The 22,175-nt window shown below is 38.4% G+C and carries 20 protein-coding genes; 6 read left to right on the forward strand and 14 right to left on the reverse strand.

Going from position 1 to position 22,175, the window contains the following annotated elements:
- Positions 1-13 precede the first annotated feature (13 nt).
- The gene (locus tag NsoK4_RS06835) at positions 14-2,971 is read left to right on the forward strand and encodes a phage tail protein (RefSeq protein ID WP_211686415.1); all 2,958 of its coding nucleotides are present in this window, start codon (positions 14-16) and stop codon (positions 2,969-2,971) included.
- Positions 2,972-2,973: 2 nt separating this feature from the next.
- On the opposite strand, the gene NsoK4_RS06840 is transcribed toward NsoK4_RS06835, so the two are convergent.
- The 4 genes from NsoK4_RS06840 to NsoK4_RS06855 form a co-directional block, all read right to left on the reverse strand.
- Positions 2,974-3,606: a trimeric intracellular cation channel family protein gene (locus NsoK4_RS06840; protein ID WP_211686418.1), complete on the reverse strand. Its 633-nt coding sequence runs from the start codon at positions 3,604-3,606 to the stop codon at positions 2,974-2,976.
- An 80-nt stretch (positions 3,607-3,686) separates the two neighbouring features.
- On the reverse strand, positions 3,687-4,001 hold the full coding sequence (rpl12p, locus tag NsoK4_RS06845; RefSeq protein ID WP_211686420.1) for a 50S ribosomal protein P1: 315 nt from the start codon (positions 3,999-4,001) through the stop codon (positions 3,687-3,689).
- A 56-nt stretch (positions 4,002-4,057) separates the two neighbouring features.
- A complete protein-coding gene (locus NsoK4_RS06850) occupies positions 4,058-4,567 on the reverse strand; it encodes a hypothetical protein (RefSeq protein WP_211686421.1) in 510 nt (169 codons plus the stop codon).
- Positions 4,568-4,666: 99 nt separating this feature from the next.
- Positions 4,667-5,347, reverse strand: a complete 681-nt coding sequence (locus tag NsoK4_RS06855) for a SurA N-terminal domain-containing protein (protein ID WP_211686424.1) — start codon at positions 5,345-5,347, stop codon at positions 4,667-4,669.
- A 57-nt stretch (positions 5,348-5,404) separates the two neighbouring features.
- On the opposite strand from NsoK4_RS06855, the gene NsoK4_RS06860 reads away from it, so the two are divergent.
- The 3 genes from NsoK4_RS06860 to leuS are packed head-to-tail and all read left to right on the forward strand — an operon-like array spanning position 5,405 to position 12,206.
- Entirely contained in the window at positions 5,405-6,610 is a 1,206-nt protein-coding gene (locus NsoK4_RS06860) for a PQQ-dependent sugar dehydrogenase (RefSeq protein WP_211686426.1), read from the forward strand.
- A 54-nt stretch (positions 6,611-6,664) separates the two neighbouring features.
- Positions 6,665-9,334, forward strand: a complete 2,670-nt coding sequence (gene alaS / locus NsoK4_RS06865) for an alanine--tRNA ligase (RefSeq protein ID WP_211686428.1) — start codon at positions 6,665-6,667, stop codon at positions 9,332-9,334.
- A 4-nt stretch (positions 9,335-9,338) separates the two neighbouring features.
- A complete protein-coding gene (gene leuS, locus NsoK4_RS06870) occupies positions 9,339-12,206 on the forward strand; it encodes a leucine--tRNA ligase (protein ID WP_211686430.1) in 2,868 nt (955 codons plus the stop codon).
- A gap of 275 nt (positions 12,207-12,481) precedes the next feature.
- On the opposite strand, the gene NsoK4_RS06875 is transcribed toward leuS, so the two are convergent.
- The 3 genes from NsoK4_RS06875 to NsoK4_RS06885 form a co-directional block, all read right to left on the reverse strand.
- On the reverse strand, positions 12,482-13,552 hold the full coding sequence (locus NsoK4_RS06875; RefSeq protein WP_211686432.1) for a restriction endonuclease subunit S: 1,071 nt from the start codon (positions 13,550-13,552) through the stop codon (positions 12,482-12,484).
- Positions 13,549-15,693 (reverse strand): class I SAM-dependent DNA methyltransferase, encoded by a 2,145-nt coding sequence (locus tag NsoK4_RS06880; RefSeq protein ID WP_211686434.1) that lies wholly within the window; start codon positions 15,691-15,693, stop codon positions 13,549-13,551. The genes NsoK4_RS06875 and NsoK4_RS06880 overlap by 4 nt, the downstream gene beginning before the upstream one ends.
- A gap of 79 nt (positions 15,694-15,772) precedes the next feature.
- Positions 15,773-15,961, reverse strand: a complete 189-nt coding sequence (locus NsoK4_RS06885) for a hypothetical protein (RefSeq protein ID WP_211686436.1) — start codon at positions 15,959-15,961, stop codon at positions 15,773-15,775.
- Between the two features lie 108 nt (positions 15,962-16,069).
- Between NsoK4_RS06885 and NsoK4_RS06890 the strand changes: the two genes are divergently transcribed.
- Positions 16,070-17,413, forward strand: a complete 1,344-nt coding sequence (locus NsoK4_RS06890; RefSeq protein WP_211686443.1) for a DDE-type integrase/transposase/recombinase — start codon at positions 16,070-16,072, stop codon at positions 17,411-17,413.
- A gap of 219 nt (positions 17,414-17,632) precedes the next feature.
- On the opposite strand, the gene NsoK4_RS06895 is transcribed toward NsoK4_RS06890, so the two are convergent.
- Genes NsoK4_RS06895 through NsoK4_RS06905 form a run of 3 tightly spaced genes read right to left on the reverse strand, consistent with a single transcriptional unit; the run spans position 17,633 to position 18,724 of the window.
- Positions 17,633-17,947, reverse strand: coding sequence for a hypothetical protein (locus NsoK4_RS06895; protein WP_211686445.1), 315 nt, complete (start codon positions 17,945-17,947; stop codon positions 17,633-17,635).
- Positions 17,948-17,952: 5 nt separating this feature from the next.
- Positions 17,953-18,471, reverse strand: coding sequence for a hypothetical protein (locus tag NsoK4_RS06900; protein ID WP_211686447.1), 519 nt, complete (start codon positions 18,469-18,471; stop codon positions 17,953-17,955).
- On the reverse strand, positions 18,416-18,724 hold the full coding sequence (locus NsoK4_RS06905) for a hypothetical protein (protein WP_211686449.1): 309 nt from the start codon (positions 18,722-18,724) through the stop codon (positions 18,416-18,418). The genes NsoK4_RS06900 and NsoK4_RS06905 overlap by 56 nt, the downstream gene beginning before the upstream one ends.
- A gap of 207 nt (positions 18,725-18,931) precedes the next feature.
- On the opposite strand from NsoK4_RS06905, the gene NsoK4_RS06910 reads away from it, so the two are divergent.
- Entirely contained in the window at positions 18,932-19,123 is a 192-nt protein-coding gene (locus NsoK4_RS06910; protein WP_211686451.1) for a hypothetical protein, read from the forward strand.
- Here the strand turns inward: NsoK4_RS06910 and NsoK4_RS06915 are convergent.
- From NsoK4_RS06915 to NsoK4_RS06930, 4 genes are read right to left on the reverse strand one after another with little or no spacing between them, the layout of a single operon-like run.
- Complete coding sequence (locus NsoK4_RS06915) at positions 19,120-19,389, reverse strand: hypothetical protein (protein ID WP_211686453.1); 270 nt, start codon at positions 19,387-19,389, stop codon at positions 19,120-19,122. The genes NsoK4_RS06910 and NsoK4_RS06915 overlap by 4 nt on opposite strands.
- A 35-nt stretch (positions 19,390-19,424) precedes the next feature.
- Positions 19,425-20,270 carry a class I SAM-dependent methyltransferase gene (locus tag NsoK4_RS06920; protein WP_211686455.1) on the reverse strand — a complete coding sequence of 282 codons (846 nt, stop codon included), beginning with the start codon at positions 20,268-20,270 and terminating at the stop codon, positions 19,425-19,427.
- Positions 20,271-20,315: 45 nt separating this feature from the next.
- Positions 20,316-21,296, reverse strand: coding sequence for an aldo/keto reductase (locus tag NsoK4_RS06925; RefSeq protein WP_249111034.1), 981 nt, complete (start codon positions 21,294-21,296; stop codon positions 20,316-20,318).
- Positions 21,297-21,327: 31 nt separating this feature from the next.
- Positions 21,328-22,119, reverse strand: coding sequence for a thermonuclease family protein (locus NsoK4_RS06930; protein WP_211686457.1), 792 nt, complete (start codon positions 22,117-22,119; stop codon positions 21,328-21,330).
- Between the last annotated feature and the right edge of the window lie 56 nt (positions 22,120-22,175).

Genomic DNA, 22,175 nt, shown 5'->3' on the forward strand with positions numbered 1-22,175 from the left:
TTTTTTGGTATTTGTGAAACGCAGATTTAGTTTCTTTGTGATATTATTTGCATTCTCTGGGTTGTTCTCTATCAGCTCATTTTCAGACGTGTATGCCCATTGGGATACGCCTCCAAGCGGGGAGCCATACCACATTACAGTAATTGTAGAGAGAATAGAATTCAATTCTGATGCAGACTATCTAGAAGACTGGACAAGCGGTGCGGACCTAGTCCTAGGATGGCGTGCTCAATTATCAGGACATGAGGATGCAACAGGTTCGGGCACATATGCCAGAAATGATCTTGATTTGGATGATGGTGGAATCATTCCACTTGATCTAACAATAATGGATCATGATGAGTGTACGCCTCTAGGAGACTTGAGAGTGTATGCATGGGGCGCAGAGTCTGATCAGGAAAATACTCTTGACACTGATAGAATCATGAAAAGAGTAATCCAGAACGGAGACATTTCCACAGGACCACTGGAGGCAGAGCAAGAGTTTGAAGAGTCAGAAGACGAATGGATTGGATTTGACACAAGAAATCTTCGCGGAAGCTCAGCTGAAGGATGGTACTATGATGCAGAAGTTGTTCTGAAACTAGATGAGGATGAAACAATCGGAGTAAAGATGAAGATTCTAAGAAACGAAGTTGAAAACACAGGCCAGTGTGATACAGCAGTTCAACCAAAAACTGCAATGTTGATTCCTGATTGGTTCAAAAACAATGCAAAGTGGTGGAAAGACGGAATAATCTCAGATGATGAAATTGTAAATGCACTTGAGACACTAATCAAACAAAATGTAATCTCACTTGAGGAGTTTACAAAAAAGCACCCAGGAATAGAACATGAAGGAGGAATGGAGAAAGGCGGCACGTTTGTGCAACCTGCAAAAAAGATCCCAGAGTACATCAAAACAGTATTTGGATACTGGAGTGATGGAAATGTTTCAGATACAGAGATTGCAACATCACTTGGTTTTCTAGTCAGTGAAGGAATCATCAAAACTCCATCATTTTCAGAGATTTCAGGATTGGAAATTGAAGAGCAGGATATCGAGTACCGTGATGGAGATGAAGACATTACAGTAAGAAAGATGCCAGGCATTCCAAAGTATACTGATATCGTTTTAAAACGCGGAACCATTTCTGCAATCAATGAAGCACAAGAGTGGAACAAGCTTGCATCATCGCTTTTGTTTAAGATCAAAGACGGAGAGTCAAAAATATACAAAGAAAAATCTGATGAATTATTCTCATTGTATGACTCTACAAAAGAGCCTCAATACCTCTCAGGCGCACTAGAGGCAAAAGAAAAAGCTGCAAAGGCAGCTGATGAGGCAGCAGCTGCAGTCCAAAACTACAACAAGATTAGCAATATTGCCGAGGCTGCAAATGATGCCTACATGCAATCAGCAGACATGCCAGTAGAGTTTGAATCAGAGTCTATAGATTCAGTCAACACAGAATCAGAATATCAGGAAGCAGTAGGAAAGATCAAACAGGCAGCTGACAATGCAATTCGCAAGGCAACAGAGGCTGTAAACTTATTTTCAATGCAGGCAATAGATGAGAATCCCAGAACCCATCCTGACTTTATCTGGAATCCAACATACAATCCAGATACTGAAATAGACGACCGAAATGTCGGCGTCAAGTACGAGGACATCAAAATAATAATAGAATCATCAGATCCACATCAGACAATTACAAAGATCAAGGTTCCAACATTAATTGAAGAGTTGTTTGATTATTCTATTTTAAACACACATCATATGATTGAGAATCTGGATGGTTCCTTTGATGTCAAAACATCTGAAGACACCGCAGAAGTTACCAGTTATCCAGACAATGTTGCAAGACTGCTAGAGGCAGACATTACATTAAGACCAGGACAGACATCAAAGTACTGGTTACCTACACCATACATGACAAGCCTCTTTGTATCTGATCCATTTGTGTCAGTGGGAATTTTTGATGAGAATGGAAATGACATTTCCCAGTCAGTGGAAATTTTTGCAGCAGATGATCATAATGGATTCTTTTTGCCACCATACCATGAATTGTTCTTTGTATCATTTACAAATGAAAACTCGTACCAGACAACTTTTGAGACAGCAATACAGTACAGCGGCATCAGAGAAGATCCAGAACTTGCAATGACAGTAATTGACTCTCCAATCATATCATGGGATACAGGAGATTACTTGTTTGAAGTGCCAGAAGGATTCAACTATGATTCGTTTGTAGATTTTGCATCAGAAGAGTTTGATTTTGATTCAGAAATGTCATTTATGGACTATCTAAAAGACGAGCAGTTGTTTTTCTCAGAATGTATGTTGCCACCAGCAGGTAGCACAACTAGCGGCCCAGCACCCCCAGACGGTGCAAGACATAACGACAACTATTGTGGAATCAGTGCATTTGTCCACTCCATGGAGACAACATTTCCAGGTGCATTATCACATGACATTAGAACAAGCAAGGCACAATGGGACAGGCTAGGTGACAACCTTGACCACTCTAACACATTTGGTGAGAGAGGAGGAAAGTTTGTCGATAACGTAAACAAGAACTTTGGAGACAGGGTAATCACAGGAGATAGGAAAAACTATTGCGCAGCTGAAATCGAAGACACCACTCCTGCAAACCTAGAGGCATGGAGCGATGTTTGTAATATCAAGATGCTAATCTATGACATTCCATCATATGGCCACTGGGTTGATATCAACTCCATTAGCGGAAATACCATCAATTTTCAGGATTACAATTACTCACATTCAGCAACATTTGATGGAAAGGTCGTAGATTTTTCAAGCTCAGGTACAGGTGGTCCAACTTTGAGTCACTTTAAGGGAAGCAACACAAAGGCAGGAGATGGATTCTTTGAGTCAGTGCAGTTTTACGCAGTATGCGAATGCGACAAGAGTTCTGAATCAAGAATGCCTACAACAAACTCAAAAGGCCAAAATCTAAAACTAGAATAAAATCAAGACTCTCTAACCTTTGGAAGATTCCAGTTGAACTTCATTGCCAACAGTCTGATTCCAGTAACCACTGCAATTCCAATCACAGAAGAAATTTGAGGGTCTACACCGGAGGACAGTATTGCATAAAACACAACAATTCCTACAACACTTGCAACTGCATACACTTCTTTGACAAATACAATTGGTATTTCCCGAACAAACACGTCACGCAATATTCCACCGCCAATTGCAGTCAACACTCCTGCAAACAGCATCGGAAGAAAGTTCAATCCAACTATCTGGTATGCAATTGATGCGCCAATAATTGAGAACACACCAAGACCTACAGCATCAAAGACAAGCCATGTTCCCATCTGTTTTTTTAGCTTGGAATACAAAAAGAACATCACCACACCAGCTGAAACGGTCAGAGAGATGTAGATAGGATCAGAAAATGCTGTAGGGAATCTTCCAAACACAACATCGCGCGTTATTCCGCCAGCTACTCCAACTACTGATGCCAAAACAATAATTCCAAAGATGTCAGCATTGTGTGCAATTGCTTTTGATGCTCCAGTTACTGCAAACGCAACTGTTCCCAAATAGTCAAGTATGCTAATAAATCCGTCAATCTCAAAGGAAAAATCTACCAAGATAACAAAACAACAACAAGATTGCTAATTAACATTGATGAAAATAAAGATCAAAATTATATTGAAAAAAGAAAAGTTGACTAGCCAAATAGAGAAGATAATCCTTCCATGGCTGCTTCTTCGGTCTTGCCTTCTTCTTTAGGTGCTTCTTCTTTCTTTGCTTCACCACCGGCTGCGGCATCTGCGCCTCCTGCTGCTGGTGCTGCTGCGGCTACTGCAACTGGTGCAGCCTTGATAGCATCCTCGATGTTTACATCGGCTAAAGCGGCTACTAGTGCTTTTACTTGAGCGTCATTGACCTCAGCGCCAGATGCTTTTACAACTGAGCTGATGTTTTCTTCATTGACGTCTTTTTGTAGCTTGTGAAGAAGTAAAGCAGCATAAACATATTCCATTGTATCGAGAATTTCTTAGGGCATAATATAAAACTATGGCGAATCCACGCCTGAAATCAGTTCAGAATTTTCAGACTGCGGCAAACAGAGTACAGTCTTCTTTTGAGATTCTTGTCAACTAGCGTATCCATTTTGTGTTTTAGGATTCGTTTTGCCTCATCGCGCTCTGCGCCTGGTGGCAATGACAACACGTTGTTGATTAGTTCAGGCAATGATTCTCGAATCCATCCATCTAGCATGTTGTAGATTTTTGGTGGAAGCAAGTCACACTTGTCTTTGTCCAGATCCAGTACATCTGCAAAGTTGTCATGCTCTACTCTATACACTAGTGCAAGTACAATGTTGTCAGGTGTTGGATTCTCAAGTATCTCATGTGAGCGCTCTCCTGCTTTTCCCTGAGCAATCTTGTTTTTCAGACCAACAGGATTTACAATTACGCCATTGATTCCAACCTTTCGTCCGTCAACGCCAGTGATAATTCCAAAGATAAAATCATTGTATTCCCCATTTTTTCTTGTAGAAAACACATGAACGCCTTCTTTTGGCTGGGGTTTCTTTCCAAACATGGATAGAGTGGCATATACATTGTATTTATTGCTATCAAAGAAGACAATACAGCTTCCAAATCATCAAACTTGTCATTATAACAAAACTTTGCAAAAACCCTACATTCTATCTTCAAATGTTAGAATGGTTGCATCATCTCTTAGCTCAGATACCAAATCTGATACCATCTGTCGCTGTTTTTGCAGTCTTAGAGTTTCTTTTAGTTGCGAAGACACATCCTCATAGACAGTGTTTTCGCCAATTTGAGATTTGATGGTATCAATGTTTTCATTAAAGAAAGACATTGCTTCTCGTTCACTAATCTGAATTTCAACATCAGAGATTTCATCGATTAGCATCTGGTTGATTACCATCTGCTCTCTGTACATCTCTAGCGTGTCATCATATGTAGAGCCAAGCTGGTCAAGTCTCTGCTCAAACTGTTGTTTTGTTAGTCCGTTTTGCAAATAATTCTCCTCTAGTTTTGCTGCTGCATCATCTAGGGCAACTGTAATTCCACGTTCTTGTGCCTCTTCTAGCAGCAGTGTCTTTGTAATTATCTGATCAAGTGCAGTAGAGTTGTTTAGTTGCTGTCCTTGCATGCTTGCCAACCTGATTGATTCGGCAACCTCATCAAGGAGAATTTTCTGGCCATTTACTTCTGCCACTATAGGATTTTCATCTGTCTGAGCTAAAGGAGTTGCATCATTTGATGAAAATGCAAGCAAGACGGCAATTGATATGATTGCAGCAGCTGCAATTCCAATTAGCGGTTTTTTGCCAAGTGGCGTTGTGACCATCCATAAACTGTCATTTGATTTTATTTATTACTTTACGAAACAGACCACATACAAGAAATGAAGATTGCAATCATACTTTCTATCATAATATCACTTGGAGTATCAAGTGCATATGCAGTGCCATATCCAGAATACGGAGTAAATGTCAAGACAGTAGCTGAGAATCTTTCAGTTCCATGGAGTATTGATTTTGCAGCAGATGGCAGGATATTTTTTTCAGAAAGAACAGGCCAACTCAACGTAATTGAGGACGGCATCATAAAGCAGGTAATGTCACTTGATGTTGGCGGAGGAGAAGGAGGGATGCTCGGAGTTGCACTGGATCCTGACTTTGAGCAAAACCACTACATCTACATCTATTACACATACAATGATTTTCTCTCAACAAAAAACAAGCTTGTCAGATATGTGGAATGGAATGACACACTGGTTGAAGACAAGGTACTCATCGATGAAATCCCAGGGGCACCATACCATGACGGTGGCAGGATAAAGTTTGGACCAGATGGCAAGTTGTACATTACAACAGGTGATGCAACACTGCCAGACTTGTCACAAGATTCAGATTCAGTTGCAGGAAAAATTCTTCGAATAAATCCAGACGGTATGATTCCAGAGGACAATCCATTTGGAAATGCAGTTTATTCTATGGGGCATCGCAACCCACAGGGAATTGACTGGGACAGATCAGGGGTGTTGGTTGCAACAGAGCATGGGCCATCAGGGTGGCGTGGAGTAGCACATGATGAAATCAACATAATACATTCTGGTGCAAACTACGGGTGGCCTGATGTAATAGGAGATGAAACATTGGAAGGTGCAACAAGTCCTGCAATTCATTCAGGCGATGACACATGGGCCCCATCAGGTGCTGCATTTTACTACGGCAACATCATACACTGGAATGGAAAGTTTTTTGCAGCAACGCTTCGAGGGGAGCACCTGCACCAAATAGAGTTTGATGAAAACTATAACGTGATACATCATGAGAAATTATTTCCCGGAGAGTTTGGCAGACTGCGCGATGCAGTAAACGGTCCAGATGGACTGTACATAATGACTAGCAACCAGGACGGACGAGGCAACCCAAAGCTTGGAGATGACAAGATTCTCAAAATAACACCATACTATGACACTGAGAATGGTCCTGCATGGATTCAAAACATCATAAAATGGTACAACCAGAAACTAGTATCAGAGCAAGAATTGCTAAACGCATTTTCAAATCTTGCAACAAGAGGAATAATTGCAACAAATTCCTAAATGCAATTCCCAAAAATCGACAATTCTTAATATCGGTACAAGGCAGGCTCTTCGTTGGACAAAAGAGAGATCCTAAAGGAGTTTTCATCAGATCCTGAGAGATATTACAATGTCAAACTATTTTCTGAGCAAGGATTTGAGCGCAAGTCATGCCAAAAGTGTGGCAGATTCTTTTGGACACTAAACTCTGGAAGGACATTGTGTCCTGATGATGCAGATGACACTTATTCATTCATCGGCGATCCTCCAACAAAAAAGAGATTTGACTATACCCAGTCATGGAAAGAAGTAGAGTCGTTTTTTGTAAAAAACGGCCACACGTCTGTGAGCAGGTATCCTGTTGTGTGCAGATGGCGTGATGACTTGTTTTTTACAATTGCATCAGTTGTGGACTTTCAGAGAATCATGGGCTCAAAGGTAGTCTTTGAGTTTCCTGCAAACCCGTTAGTTGTTCCGCAGACCTGTCTGAGATTCAAGGACCTGGAAAACGTCGGAGTTACTGGCAGGCACTTTTCTAGCTTTTGCATGATAGGACAGCACAGCATTCCAGAGAATAGCGGATACTGGAAAGACGAGTGTGTTGATTTGGATTACAGGTTATTGACTGACCAGTTTGGAATAAACAAAGACGAGGTTGTCTTTGTTGAAGATGTTTGGGCAGGTGGTGGTTCATTTGGTCCATCACTAGAATATTTTGTCAGAGGATTAGAATTAGGAAATGCAGTCTTTACAGAGTTTCAAGGAGAACTTGGAAAGCACACCACACTTGATCAGAGAATCATCGACATGGGTGCAGGCCTTGAGAGATTTGCATGGATTACCATGGGAACGCCAACTGCGTATGACTGTTGCTTTGGTCCAATAAATGAAAAATTATTCAACACAATTGGAATTGATTCAGATTCAGAAATATTGAAAAAATACTTTACAGAGATTGCAAAGGCAATTGATAGTTTTGATGATCTAAACGATGTCAGACGTCATGCAATAAAGGCAGCAGGAATTACTGAAGACAACCTAAGCAAAATGATCACACCACTTGAAGGGATTTATCTGATTGCAGATCATTTGAGGACTCTAATCTTTGCAATTACAGACGGCGCACTGCCATCAAACGTTGGTGGCGGATACAATCTTAGAATGATGCTGCGCCGAATCAACGGAACAATAGCTAGACTGAATCTGAAACTTGACATTGATGACTTGATTGATACTCACATTGATTATCTCAAGGATACGTATCCAGAACTTGATGAGAAAAGAGAAGACGTCAAGGCAATACTAAGACTGGAATCAGCAAGATATGAGGAATCAAAGGTTCACATGAAGAAAAAGGCAGACAAGATCCGAGAAAAGGGAGTCCCTACAGTTGATGAGCTAATTACATTGTACGAATCAGACGGAATCACGCCTGAATACCTCAAGGAAGTAAACGCAATTGACGAAATCCCATCATCATTTTACTCCAAGCTCTCTGACCTGCACAAGTCTGAAAAGAAAAAGGCAATTGCAGAGCTGCCACTTGACGGACTGCCTGAAACCGAGACACTATTTTACAAACATGATCCAATGGAGTTTGATGCCAAAGTCTTGCGAGTCTTTGATGACTATGTCGTACTAGACAGGACTTCGTTTTATGCAAGAGGTGGTGGGCAAGAGCCAGACCACGGAAGCATTGCAGGATTTGAAGTTGTAGATGTAGACAAGCATGCTGACATTATAGTTCACAAGTTACAAGGCGGAACTCCAAAGGAGGGAGAAACTGTACTGTGCAAAGTAGATGAGACAAGACGTAACAACATTACAAAGAATCACACAAGCACTCACATCATTAATGCATCATCGCGCAAGGTCTTGGGGTCATGGATTTGGCAGCACTCGGCATTCAAAGAAGACGATCATGCAAGACTGGACATCACACACCACTCTTCACTAACTGATGAGCAAGTAAAACAAATTGAAAAAGCTGCAAATGATTTGGTAAAAGAGAACCTTCCAGTAAACATTGAATATTTTGACAGGGGAACTGCAGAGCAAAAGTACGGATTTAGAATTTACCAGGGAGGTGTTGTTCCAGTAAAGTCTGTAAGGATCGTGTCAATTGCAGACAGGGACATTGAGGCTTGTGGTGGAACGCATGTAAAGAAGACAGGCGACATTGAGCTAATCAAAATTACAAAGACAAAGAGAATCCAAGACGGCGTTGTAAGACTGGAATATGTTTCAGGACCTAACGCATTTGAGTATGTCAAACTACAAGAACAAGAAGAAAAAAGAAAGGCAGCCGAAGAAGCTGCAAAAGCAGAGCTTGAAAAGCAAAGAGAAGAAAACAAGCAAAAGGCAAGAGAAAAGATTCCAAAAATTCTAGAAAAAGTTCTGGCAGGTGAATCTGGCGAAATTGAAGATGTAACTGTCAAAGACAAGTTGTGCTTTACTGCAAGTGAAAATTATGATGAGTATTTCCATCTTAACTTTGGCAAGAAACTAGTTGCACAGGATGCAAAGGCTGCAGTATGTGGAATATTTGAGTCAGGTCCGACTGTGCGTGTCATGGTGTATGCAGGCGCAGAATCAGGCGTAAATGCAGGCTCAATTGCCAAGGAGATTGCCGGTATTTTGGGCGGCTCTGGTGGCGGGGATGCCAAGTTTGCACAGGGCGGAGGAAAAGACACATCTAAAAAAGACCAGGCAATAGCCAAAGCAAAATCAATGATTTTAGGATGATACGATGGCAATAAACTGGAACGAGATAGAGACAAAGTGGAGAGCCAAATGGCAAGAAAGCAAGGATTTTGAGACAAATCCAAACGATATGCCAAAAAAGTTTATCACAGTTGCATATCCGTATCCAAACTCACCGCAGCACATCGGACACGGAAGAACATACACACTAGCTGATGTTCATGCAAGATTCTATCGAATGAAAGGATACAACGTCTTGTTTCCAATGGGATTTCATTATACGGGAACACCTGTACTTGGAATGGCAAAAAGAATCGAAGCTGGAGAAAAAGAGATCCTTGATGGATTAAGAAACATCTACCATGTTCCTGAAGATGCGATAAAGTCATTTGTAGAACCTGTAAAGATTGCAGACTATTTTCATGAAGAGATAAAGTCTGGAATGATCGAGATGGGATACTCCATTGACTGGAGACGGGAATTCACAACAATAGTTCCAGGCTATCAGAAATTTATCGAGTGGCAAATCACGACACTCAAAGAAAAAGGCAGAATCATTCAGGGTTCTCATCCAGTCGGGTGGTGTCCAGTTGATCAAAACCCAGTATCACAGCATGACACAATGGGCGATGTTGAGCCAAAGATTGATGACAAGAACTTTTTGATAAAATTCAAGCTAGACGATTATATTTTTCCAATTACGACTCTTCGACCTGAGACAATATTTGGAATTACAAATCTCTGGGTCAACCCAAATACTGTATACAAAAAAGTTACAGTGGATGGTGAGACATGGATAGTTTCAGAAGAGTGTGCAAAGAAAATTGAATTCTTTGAAAAGCAAGTCAAGGTAATTGGCGAGATTCCAGGAAGTGATGTTATTGGGAAATATGCAAAGAATCATGACGGACGAGATATCCCAATTTTGCCAGCTGACTTTGTAGAGCCTGGCATGGGCACGGGCCTTGTAATGTCAGTTCCTGCGCATGCCCCAAAGGACTACCAGGCACTGATGGATTTGAAGGCAAAAGGGCACGAATTAGCCTCAAAAATCGAGCCTATTCCAATCATAGTAACTGAAGGGTATGGCACCATTCCTGCAAAAGACATTTGCGAAAAGATGGGAGTATCAGACCAATCTGATGAAAAGCTAGAAGAGGCAACAAAGGAGCTGTACCTCAAAGAGTTTACTGATGGAAAGCTCAATGACAAGTGCGGACAGTTCAACAACGAAAAGGTCCAGTTTGGACGAGACAAGATTAGAGCATGGCTACAAGAAAACAATTACTTGGAAAAATTCCCAGTTTTAGAGAATGCTCCTGTAAGATGTCGTTGTGGAGCTGAATGTGTTGTCAAGGTACTGAACAACCAGTGGTTTTTGAATTATGGAGATGAGGAATGGAAGAAACTAGCTCGTAACTGCTTTGATGAGATGAACATTCTACCAAACAACATCAAGACAGAGTTTGTAGAGGTAATTGACTGGCTGCATGAAAGAGCATGTGCAAGACAGCAGGGTTTGGGGACAAAACTTCCATGGGACAATGACTGGATTGTAGAGAGTCTGTCTGACTCTGTGATTTACATGGCATACTATACCATTTCACGATTTGTAAATGATGGAACCGTTACTCCTGAGAATTTAACAAAGGAATTGTTTGATTATGTTTTGCTAGACAAGGGTGATGTGTCACTAGCTGCAAGTACTTCCAAACTTTCTGAAGACACAATCAATGTGCTCAAAAAAGAGTTCCAGTATTTTTATCCAGTTGATTCAAGACACTCGGGTCGAGACTTGGTACAGAACCACTTGTCATTTTTTGTACTAAATCATGTTGCAATATTTCCAAAGAAACACTGGCCACAAGAAATTGTTGTCAACGGTTCAGTAATGATGGATGGTGCAAAAATGTCAAAGAGTATGGGAAATATCATTCCATTGAGAACTGCAATTAGAGATCACGGTGCAGACCCAATCAGATTGGCAATAATTTCATCAGCTGAGCTGTTACAAGATGCTGACTTTAACATGGAGTCAGTTTCAGGAATACAGAGTAAATTAGAATCAATGCTAGAAGAATGCGGCAAGCATCAAGCATCAGATATTGGCAATTTGGAGGCTGAAGACAGGTGGATTCTCTCCAAAACTCAGAGTATGATCAGTCAAGTCACTGAAGCAGTAGAAAAGATGAGACTGCGAGAAGCATTACATGATATTTTGTTTACATTCGAGTCTGATTTGAGCTGGTATACAAAAAGAATAGGCGCTAAAGAACGAAGTGATGTTTCAGGAATTTTGCATCAGATAAACTCTGCACGAGTTGCAATGCTATCTCCATTTGCACCACATATAGCTGAAGAGATGTGGCAAAAACTAGGATACTCTGATTTGGTATCAAAGAGTTCATGGCCAAAATATTCCAAGGATGATGTTGATGCTACTGCAATTCAAGCTGAAGAATTGCTGAAAAGCACCATAGAAGATATTGCAAATATTCTCAAGGTTACAAAAATCACTCCAAAGAAGATCGTACTGTATGTAAATTCAGATGATACAAAATCCAAAGTTTATCGTAAGATACTGGAGATTATGGTTGGAGGTCAAAACAACATGGGAGTTGTGATGAAAGAGTTGCTTGCAAATCCTGAAACTGCTGATGCAAAAAAGATGCCAGACTTTGTACAAAAAGTAATCAAGGACTTGCATTCAGAGTCTGAAAACATCAAAAAGATGAAGTTGGAATCTGATTCATTTGATGAAAAGGAATTCCTAAAATCAGAGTTGGCAAGTATCGGTAAGAAAGAGTTTGGAGTTGATGTTACGATACATTCAGAGACTGATTCTGATATTTACGATCCAAAAGGAAAGGCAAGACATGCAAGACCTTTCAAGCCTGCAATTTTGATTGAATAGGTTTGAATTCGACCGGAAAAAGTACTATCTTGTTTCTGAGTTCCAATCGGATGGTTTCCGTGCTAACATCGGTTCAAAAACCAGATTTTGATGTCTATATTGTAGAAGATGCATTCCATCTTTGTTCAAATTTATTATTTAGATCTTGTAGTATGTTCCCAGACGTTTTTTTATCAAATTTGACGACACTGTTCAGTCTTGGGTAGATTTACCTGACTTTTTCTGACTGTTCATTTAGGGACATTTGGTGTTAAGTTAGGGTGATAAACTCAAGTTCAGAGTTTGACAACAGTATCAATCAACTTATGAAGTTCTTGTGCGACCTTGCTTTTCATCTGGTACAATTTTTCATATTTCTCTGCAATTTCTTCTTGCTTATCAATATCATAATCCCCTGTATTATTAATTGGGATATCTACAACCACACTTTGTAAATTGATTTTTCCTAATTTTTTGGTAAAACTATAACCCAGTTTTCTTACTTCCTTCTCCAATACATATTTCATGTAAATTGGATCAATTTTTCCAACTAATGATTTTTTGATTTTTAATACTCTATGATCTTCATTGGTGGAGAAAACACCTTCTCTGAAAAAGAATTTACCTACGGAACCGTTTCGATTCCATGTCAAACAATCACTATAATATTTTATGTTTGGAAGTTTTTTGATATGTCCTAACACCATACTTCCTGATTTGGAACATCCATAAACTGGGATTTTTCCTTTATTGTCATTACACAATCTTTTTGTCATTCCTGAGTTAGTTTCAGGGAAATCAAAAAGAGTTGAAACTTCGACAGATTTTTTCTTATAATTGTCATTTATTTCCAAGAGTGCATTTTCAAATTCATCTCGCTGTTGTCTTAATTGCTCTTTCAGTTTTTTTAGTGAGTTGTATTTTTTTACAAGTCGTAATTGCTCGTCCTCATCAAATTCACCAGTTGCTTTAACTGGGATTTCTACATTAATCACAGTCATGTTTGATAATGATGAACGTAAAGTGCGATCAAATCCCAATTCGTATTTCTTGATTTCTAGTTGATGTACAAGATATTCTGGAAGTATATTGGAATCAAGGATTTCAATCACACCACAATGATCGGTATTTCCAAATTTTTCCCCTTTATGCTTTACATTAAATTCAAAATTTCCATCTATCCCCCATAAGACATAATCATTATTGAAATTCTTGATATTTGAGGTATCCTTGTATCCCATAGGAACAAAGACATTAGCACTGTAAATTGGAATTTTTCCTGTGCTTTGAAAGACTTCGCTTAGAAGCACTCGTTTACCTATACTTAGTTTGAACAGGGATTCATCATTTAGGGAAACTTCTTTCATTGGAATTGACCTAACTCTTTAGTTAATTCATTGATTTTTGTTGCAACTTCTTGTGTTTTCTCTACAAATTCCTCTAGAGTTAAAACAGTCTCTTCTTCTTCAATGCCTAATTCAATTTTTTCATCTTTTGACCACCATCTATCTACAGCCCAATGTTGCTCAGGATCAAATTTCTCTATTGGTTGAATTTTGCATCTTTTATCATCAGTGGGGAATGTACTTCTTATACCCTTAAATTGATTGAAAAGAGGCACCATAGTTTCTAAGTCATTTTCATCAATTTGGAACCTATTAACATCCAACGTTTCTCCTATATCACTGACCAAATAAGTAAACACAGGTGTTGTCTGTTCATTTTTGTGTCTTTCATCATGTGACTCGTTTGGTTTTTTGGTTATGCATAAAATGTATGTCTTTTTAGGAGTAGTGTAAAATGCATTAATCGGGAGTGAAATTATTCCGTCTATAATACATTCATCTCTTACAAATGCACGTAACTTACTTTCATTTCTGTTGAGAATTCCATCAGGAATAATCACAAATGCTTTTTTGTCTGGCTTCAAACTATTGATTATCCATTCCAAAAATAGGCTTTCCACTCCTAAAGCGTTAATTTTATAAAATTTTTTGAGTGTTGCATTATTTTTTATTGCAGTTTTGTAATTACTGCTACCACTCGTTACATAGGGTGGATTAGTAAGAATCAGATCATACTTGTCATACTCTGTTTGTGCCAATGTTCCAAGAATAGTATTTGTTATGAGATTCATTGTAGAGTTAAATAAATTCGAGAATTCTTTTGCCATTGCATCATTTTTCTTCAATAATTCAGACAGAAAAATCAACATGTTGGCTTTGGCTAGAATTATGGTGAGTTGTTCTTCTTTCTCAAAACCTTTATCGAAACCAGAAAACTCAAGTCTAGGTATGATCTTGTTTCCTGTTATTTTGTAGTAAAAATTGACCCCGTCATCCAAAGTTTTCATTGGTTCAAGAATAAAACCGCCAACTCCACATGCTGGATCGCAAACTTTGGAGTCTTTATCTAATTTTTCAATATCTGACATCTTTATCATTGCATCTACAATATTTCTAGGAGTGAAATATTGCCCCCAATTTTTTTTACTAATGCTTTCTTTCATAAATTGTTCAAAAACCTTAGATTTGAAATCGGGATTGATATTCTTCATTTCTCCAAATGTGTTAAATCGTTTTAAGATTTTGTAAAAAGCGTCACTGTGCTCTGGAACTGTAGGATTAAGAACAGTTCCATTTATGATTGTGGTGTTATCAATCGTGGATGGTGGAAACATTTCTTTAAGATATGGTCTTACATTTTTTGTGTAATTCATGAATGCTTTAGCAGGATCTAACGCAAAAATATCTTTGAAATTAACTTTATTTCCACTATTATCTTCTGTTAAAATATTGAGATCACTTAGATATTTGAATATGAATAACTCAACGAATGTATAAAGACATTTTTCAGGCGTTGCACCACTTACCGACCATACATCTTGCCAAATTTGTTTTGCTAGTTTTGTAGGGTCTATTTGAATATCATCTACAATTTTTGAATTTTTTGGTGAAAGTATATTTCTAATTTTTTCTACATCTTCCAAAGTTTGTTTTGTATTGGATGTTAATTTTTTGACATCTAATTCATCTGTCTTTTGATTAATAGCAAATTTGTTTGTGAATGGTTTGTCTGTTGTATCTATGATTATGGAATAACTTCTTTTTGCTTTGGTTGTTCTATCCTCATATTCGGTTATTTTGTTTTTTTGTTTGGGGTTAAACCAGATGTAAGAATTATTATCCGTTGCAATGCCTATTTCAGCATTTAGTATCTGACATACATCATTACATTCTTCGATAGCATTTTTTTTATCTGCTTCCGTCTTAAATTTACCATCGTCCTTGTGTTCCAATATGCAAATAGTTTTGATTTTCTTTTTGTTTCTCCTATCAACCAATAAACCATCAGGTTTACGGGTTTCATATTTTTTGTAATCTTTATTTGGAATGATTTTATTTTTTTTTAATTGTTTTAGAGTGGTGTTTCCTAATAGATAGTATTCATAATTACCTATGCGTAATCCATGTCCATCAGGATATTTTGTATTTAGTTCTTCACTCACAGATACATTACCAATATCATGTTGAGATGTCCCTTTTAAAATACAGCGATCTTTCCTTACGGATAGATTGGTTAGCATACTAACTTTCCCACTTTTCTATGATTGCTCGTTTTTTCCCTTTTTGTTCTTCAATTTTCCACACTAGTAAATCACCTACATCTACTTCCAATTGTTCTGCAATATCTTCTGGTATTGTAGCCCTAACTGATTTAGAATTTGTTGATGCTCTAGCAACTTTAGAAAGTGAAGGCATTACTGATTTCATCATAATTACCTATATTACTATGTAGTCGATCTATTAAACATTACCTAATTAGAATAAATAGTAAGAATAGTAAAAGTAATGTTTATTACCTAAATTACCTATATAGTAATTATGACAGAATTACGAAAAGAGAAAGCAATTCAAATCTTCTCTACTCAATCAGTTAGAAAAATTACAAAAAATAACTATGTGGTTATGTCACAATCCAGTAACAGAGAATACATTGTTAGAAAACTATCTAATGCAGATATTTGGACATGCGAATGTCCTGACTTCACATATAGATTAACCCGAAAAGATGACAAACATTGTAAGCACATAATCAGTGTACAGATACTACAGAATTCCATAAATGATGAAAACAAGATTGAGAGAATAGAAAGACCAAAGATATGCCCCAAATGCTATTCAACTTCCATAGTCAAAAATGGATTACGAAAAGTGAATAATGGAATAAAGAGACAAAGATATGCATGCAAGCAATGTTCCTACAAGTTTGTCTTAGGTGAAAATGGATTTTCCAAAGTAAGTTCTGATCCAAAAATCATTACTGAATCAATAAACCTCTACATGTCTGGAATGTCTTTTAGAAATATTTCAAGACATATCCAAATGACACACGATCAAGTGATTAGTCATACTGCAATCTACAACTGGTTCAAAAAATACATGGGAATAATCCGAGAACATGTTGATTCCATCATGCCACAAACTAGCGATGTTTGGTCATTAGATGAGATGATGCTAAATGTCAAAAATACTGAAAAGCATGGCAAGGGATTCTATGACTGGTTATGGACTATAATTGATCCACATACTAGATTTGTCCTTGCAACAGAAGTCTCAAAAAAGCGAGAAATCATTGATGCAAAAAACATCATCAGAAAGGGAAAGAAAACCACATCAGTAAAACCAAACTATGTAATCACAGACTCCCTTCATTCCTATGAGAAGGCAATCAGACATGAACTTGATGCAAGGGTCACAGCCCACATCAAGACAAAATCACTTTCTGACGGATTCCAAAACAGACCAATTGAGAGATATCATAACGAGATAAGAGAGAAACTAAAGGCTAGACGTGGACTGGGAAATGACAAGTCAGCAGAAGAGTTTTGCGAGGCATATAGAGTCTATCACAACTTTGTAAGACCACATACAGGACTGCCAGACAACATCACTCCTGCACAAGCCTCAGGTATTGACCTTGACTTGGGAGAGGACAAAATCAGGGAACTAATCTCACAAAGCACAGAACAGAAAAACTTTGCAACCCAGTTAGGAAAACGAATCAAGAAAGTCTCAATCTCAAATGAGGGCGACTGTATCAAGGTGATTCCTAACGGATGGATTGACAAATCAGTCTGGCGAGAGATAAATGACATTCTAAAACTGAGTGAGTTCAGTTGGCTATCCAATGGTAAGGATAGTTGCTGGATGAAACTACTAGAATAATCCTAAATACCATTTCTTTTTTTATTATTTTATGTATAAAGCAATATGTGTACAATGTAGTTTTCAATTTAGAGGAAAAACCAAAGAAGATTTAGATTCAAAGTTTTTTCCACATGAAAAAGAGACTGGGCATAAACGTTACAAATGGGATCAAATTATAGAATAATTCCATCTCCCTAAGTTAACACCAAATGTCCCTAAATGAACAGTCAGAAAAAGTCAGGTAAATCTACCCAAGACTGAACAGTGTCTTAAATACATTCTCCTTTCAGCCTTATCCGCAGAATATTTCTCAATCTGTATTGCATGAATTCTTGAATTTTCTAAAATGTCTAAGTATGCCGTATAATCTCCTGTAATTAGATTACAACACTTTTCTTCACAAAATCTCCCTATTGTCTTATCTCCACTTCCTTGTTTTGGTGCTGGTTCTGTTCCAACTTTGTAAATTATCTCATAATCTTCTTCAACTTTTGATTGATTGTCTTTAATCCATCCTAAAGCCTGTTCATCGATGAGTACTTTGTGAACCATTTCTTCTAAAACTTCACATCGCCAAATTTTGTATTTTTAACAATAACAAAACCATCTTCCAATTTTACATGATTTTGCATTTCGGGGAATTTTTCTTTAATTATCTCATTTGTAATCAGTTTTTTATCTTTTAAAATCTCAACCAACCCTACTATGTCAAATTTTAATCTCATCATTTCATTTCGAATATTTTCAATCTGTTCATTTTCAAATTCTGGAGGGATATTATATACACTCAATGCAGGAACAGCTTTAAGATATTCTGATAACATCTCATCTTCCGATATTCTGTAATAATTGTCTGCTAACCCTGTGGCATGACCCATTAACATCTCAACATGAAGTGATTTCATGTGCTTTTCTGTCATTGTTTTGAAATATTTTCTAAATCCATGATCTGCCTTAAACTCATGTCTTTTTTCTCCATTTTCTAGAGGTTTTCTAATTCCCTGAGCCCATAATGCTCTTTCAATTAACTTTTGACTTTGAATTTTCAGTTTTAATTGCTTTATCTGTTTGGGCAAGTAAATCCAAATTCATTTCAATTAATTTATCAAAAGATAGAACAGTTTGGTGTATTGCAAGTTTTGTTTTTTCTAGTGCATCTTTATCATTTGAAATACCATCTATTGCCTCATGAATGTATTTGTAAACGGTCTTTTTGTCATACTTGGTTTTATCAATAATGTATGATGGTGAATAGCCTAAAGTAAATAATGTAACAATATTTTTTTTAATTTCTTTTTGTTTTTGAATTTCAGGTCTTCCTTTTCTCACAAAGTTGTATTTTTTTGGAAAAATATAAGAAAATCGTTATAGAACTATAAAATTTTGGAGAAAAAATTATAGAACTATAATGAAAAATTATAGAACTATAATGAAAAATTATAGAACTATAAAATTTTGGAGAAAAAATTCCTGTACCATTTTTTCCCATTTAATTCCAAAGTAGATTTTTTTACTCCAACAACAAAACAAAACCCAGTGAACTTCAACTGTGTATTTCCAGATTGTAGCTTTAAACAAAATAATATAGAAGAGAAAGACTTTGTTGATCATCTAAGAGAATCACACAAAGATCAAATCAAAGAGATTGCTGAAAAACAAGACATTCCGATTCACATGGCCGAAATGATAACGACATCAAACTCCAAGGTCTTCATAAATTCAGGCTAGACAAACTTCTCATACAGCTCACCAAGCATAGAGTTTATCTTCTCGTTTTCATGGTCCCCCCAAGAGTCTGACTTTATCCTGATGTGGATGCCGTGCGATTCCAGCTGCGACACAATCTTGGGATACATCATTCCTACAAAAAACGACTTTTTGTCCAAGTGCATCTGGTCTGCCTTGTGCTGAAAATAACTTACCCACTCAGACTCTGTGTCCTGAAACGTCTCCAAAATAATTGACTGTATCTTCTCTTCAGTTTCCCTGTCCATCAAACTAGAAACAAGAGATCATGCAAAATAAAGATTCAAGGTATTGCGTGGTTTTTCAAGCTCTTCGATACATTGATCAGCTGCGATTCAAGCTTTTTTGGGCTGGCAACATAAAAGTCGGCATAAAAGTACCCGTCGTCTTCGTACAGGCCAGTGTCAACTCCCCGCTCGTGCAGCAAAGACAGGGTGTTTTGCTTTTCTTTATCATCAGAGAATCTCCTCTGGCGGATTGGCTCTATGTCGCTTTTGACCAAAGAGTATCCATAATAGTCAAAGTTTTTCTGAATCTTTTCCATGTCAAATATTCTCAGTACAGAGAATGCAAAGTACGGCTCGGAGTTTGATTCCTGTTTCTTTAGCATCTCAAACAGATTGGAAAACGCATGGTGGCCAATGTAGCCAATGCAGCCAGTTGCTATTACCATGTCAAATGGCGGCACTTCTTTGATTGGAAGTTCTGTAGAATCAAGGTTTACGCAAATTCCCTTTTTGCACAGGCCCACATCTTCGGAGAATTTCAGTGCAGGCTCTGAGATGTCTATCTGGTAAAAATCCAGGTTTTCGTTTATTGGAAGGTTTGAAAAAAACTCTTTTGTGTCATCTTTTGTTGGAGGGTTTTTTCTCAAGAAAAAGTCATCAAGCTCGTACATCTCAAGGCCATACTTCATCAGTGCAGAGTTTATCCCGTAAGAGCTGCCAATGTCAAGTATGTTAATCGGCCTTTGCAGGTCTTCGCAAAGCTTGTCTGCAATTGCAAGATAAAGGGGCTTTGTCTTGTCAGGTATGCGATACTGGAGTCTCTTCATCTCCTCAAGGTACGCAGTAGGAAATTCTCGGGTGTAAATGTTTGAAAAATCCTTTTTTATCTCTAGCTCTTCCATGTGGATAAACGATATCATACCACCCGTTATAAAACCACCGGGAGGCTATCGGTATTCATCGCCGCAGTCGCCAATTATCTCAAAGAGGTCATTTGCTTTTGCAGTTACTGCATTGATTGCAGAAACATCATCTGAATCCAGGTTTAGCTCAAAGGTCTTGAGGTTATCTTCTCTGTGTTGTGAGATTCCAAGTCTTGCGCCAATTATCACACCTGCTACTTGCGGCCTGTCTAGTATGTAGCGAGTCGCAATGTTTGCAATGCTGCAGTGATGCTTTTTTGCAATTCCATCCAATACTGACAGCAGTTCCTGAAACAGGCCCCATCCTCCCCATGCATCGATCATGTTCTTGTATTTCTGAAGGCTTGCAGTAACCAAGTCCATCCTAGTTGGCTCATCTGCACCCAGGTACTTTTCAGAGAAAAATCCCCCAAGCAACGTGCCATATGTCAGCAGTTTCATCCCGTGCTTTTCAAAATACGGGGCCATCAACTTTTCAGGACGTGTATCCAAAATAGAGTACTGCACTTGGTTTGATGTTATCTCAAATCCGCTCTCAACCATGTTCCGTACTCGCTCAGTGTCAAAGTTTGTCAGCCCAATGTGTTTGATCTTGTTTTCTTGCTGCAGTTTTGAGAGATGGTGCATTGCATCAAGGTAACTCAGGTCGTTATAGTCCCACCAGTGAAACTGGACCATGTCAAGGCAGTCAGTGTTCATCTTTTGCAGTGACTGCTCGATGTAGTGAGTCACAATGGAGCTGCTCATTGGTCCGGGGTTTGGGACAAACTTTGTCAATGCCTCAAAAGAAGAGTCGACTCTCTTGCTAAACTCCCCGATAAAAGATTCGGCTGGCCCGTAAATGTCAGCCAAGTCCCATGTAGTGAATCCCGCATTGTGATAGTTTACCATCTCATTGATTGCAGTCTCTGTGTCAATCTGCCCATGTGTGCCAGATACCTGCCACATCCCGTTTAGTATTCTGCAAATCTCAAAATCTTTTGCAAGAAATATTCTTTCAATCACAATAACAAGTGTGATGATTTACCATACATAGTTATTTCTCGCATCCAATCCCGTCACCATCACCGTCAAACCGATGAGGATCAGAGCCTGTAACCTTAAAGTTTCTTTGTGGAATCTCCCCACAATCCAAGTCTGGCGGATAAGATGCAATGCATACATCCGGATATGACGGGTCACAATCATTTCGCATTGTATTTGCGATAGGTTCAGACACAGGTGTTCTAGGTTTTGTACATCCATAGTTTTGGGCCCAAGACTCGCCAGAAAACTCACTTGTCTGGCAGTATTGCATGGAAATTTCTGCATGTCCATTTTGCAGCAGCATCTCATTTATCATGCCAGTCTCACAGTACACCTTGCCCACCATCCTGTCATAGACATCAATTGGCTGCAAGTCATCTTGGTCTATTGTAACCAAGCTCCCAACAGGACAAGACATTGCAGTAAATGACTTTGCCTGATAGTACCCAGCCTCATCAACCTCAGGAGCATCAACCAAGGACAGTCGAATCTTTGCATTTTCAGTGTAGAGGGTATCACCATCAACTATTCTTGTGACCTTTTGAGTCAGACACATTGCAGCACCGGAGCACTGGTGTCTTTGCACTTGGGGTTCAGTATCTAGTACAATAGAACAGCTGGCATACTCCCATGTCCCTCCCCTTGAAAGGCAGTCAGTTCTTTTCTTGTTTTCATCAGGTGGTGCGACTCCTGCAAAATCAGTTCTCTTGTCTTTCCATGTGTCTTGAGGAACTGTTGCAAATATTGCAACTGCTGCAATCACGCAGACTCCAATTATTCCACCAATTACTGCAAGGTTCATTTTGAATTCAAGTGATTACTGCACGTTAAAAAAATTACCAGTCAATAAAATGTATT

This window comes from Nitrosopumilus sp. K4 (assembly GCF_018128925.1).
Taxonomy (GTDB): Archaea; Thermoproteota; Nitrososphaeria; order Nitrososphaerales; family Nitrosopumilaceae; genus HKST03.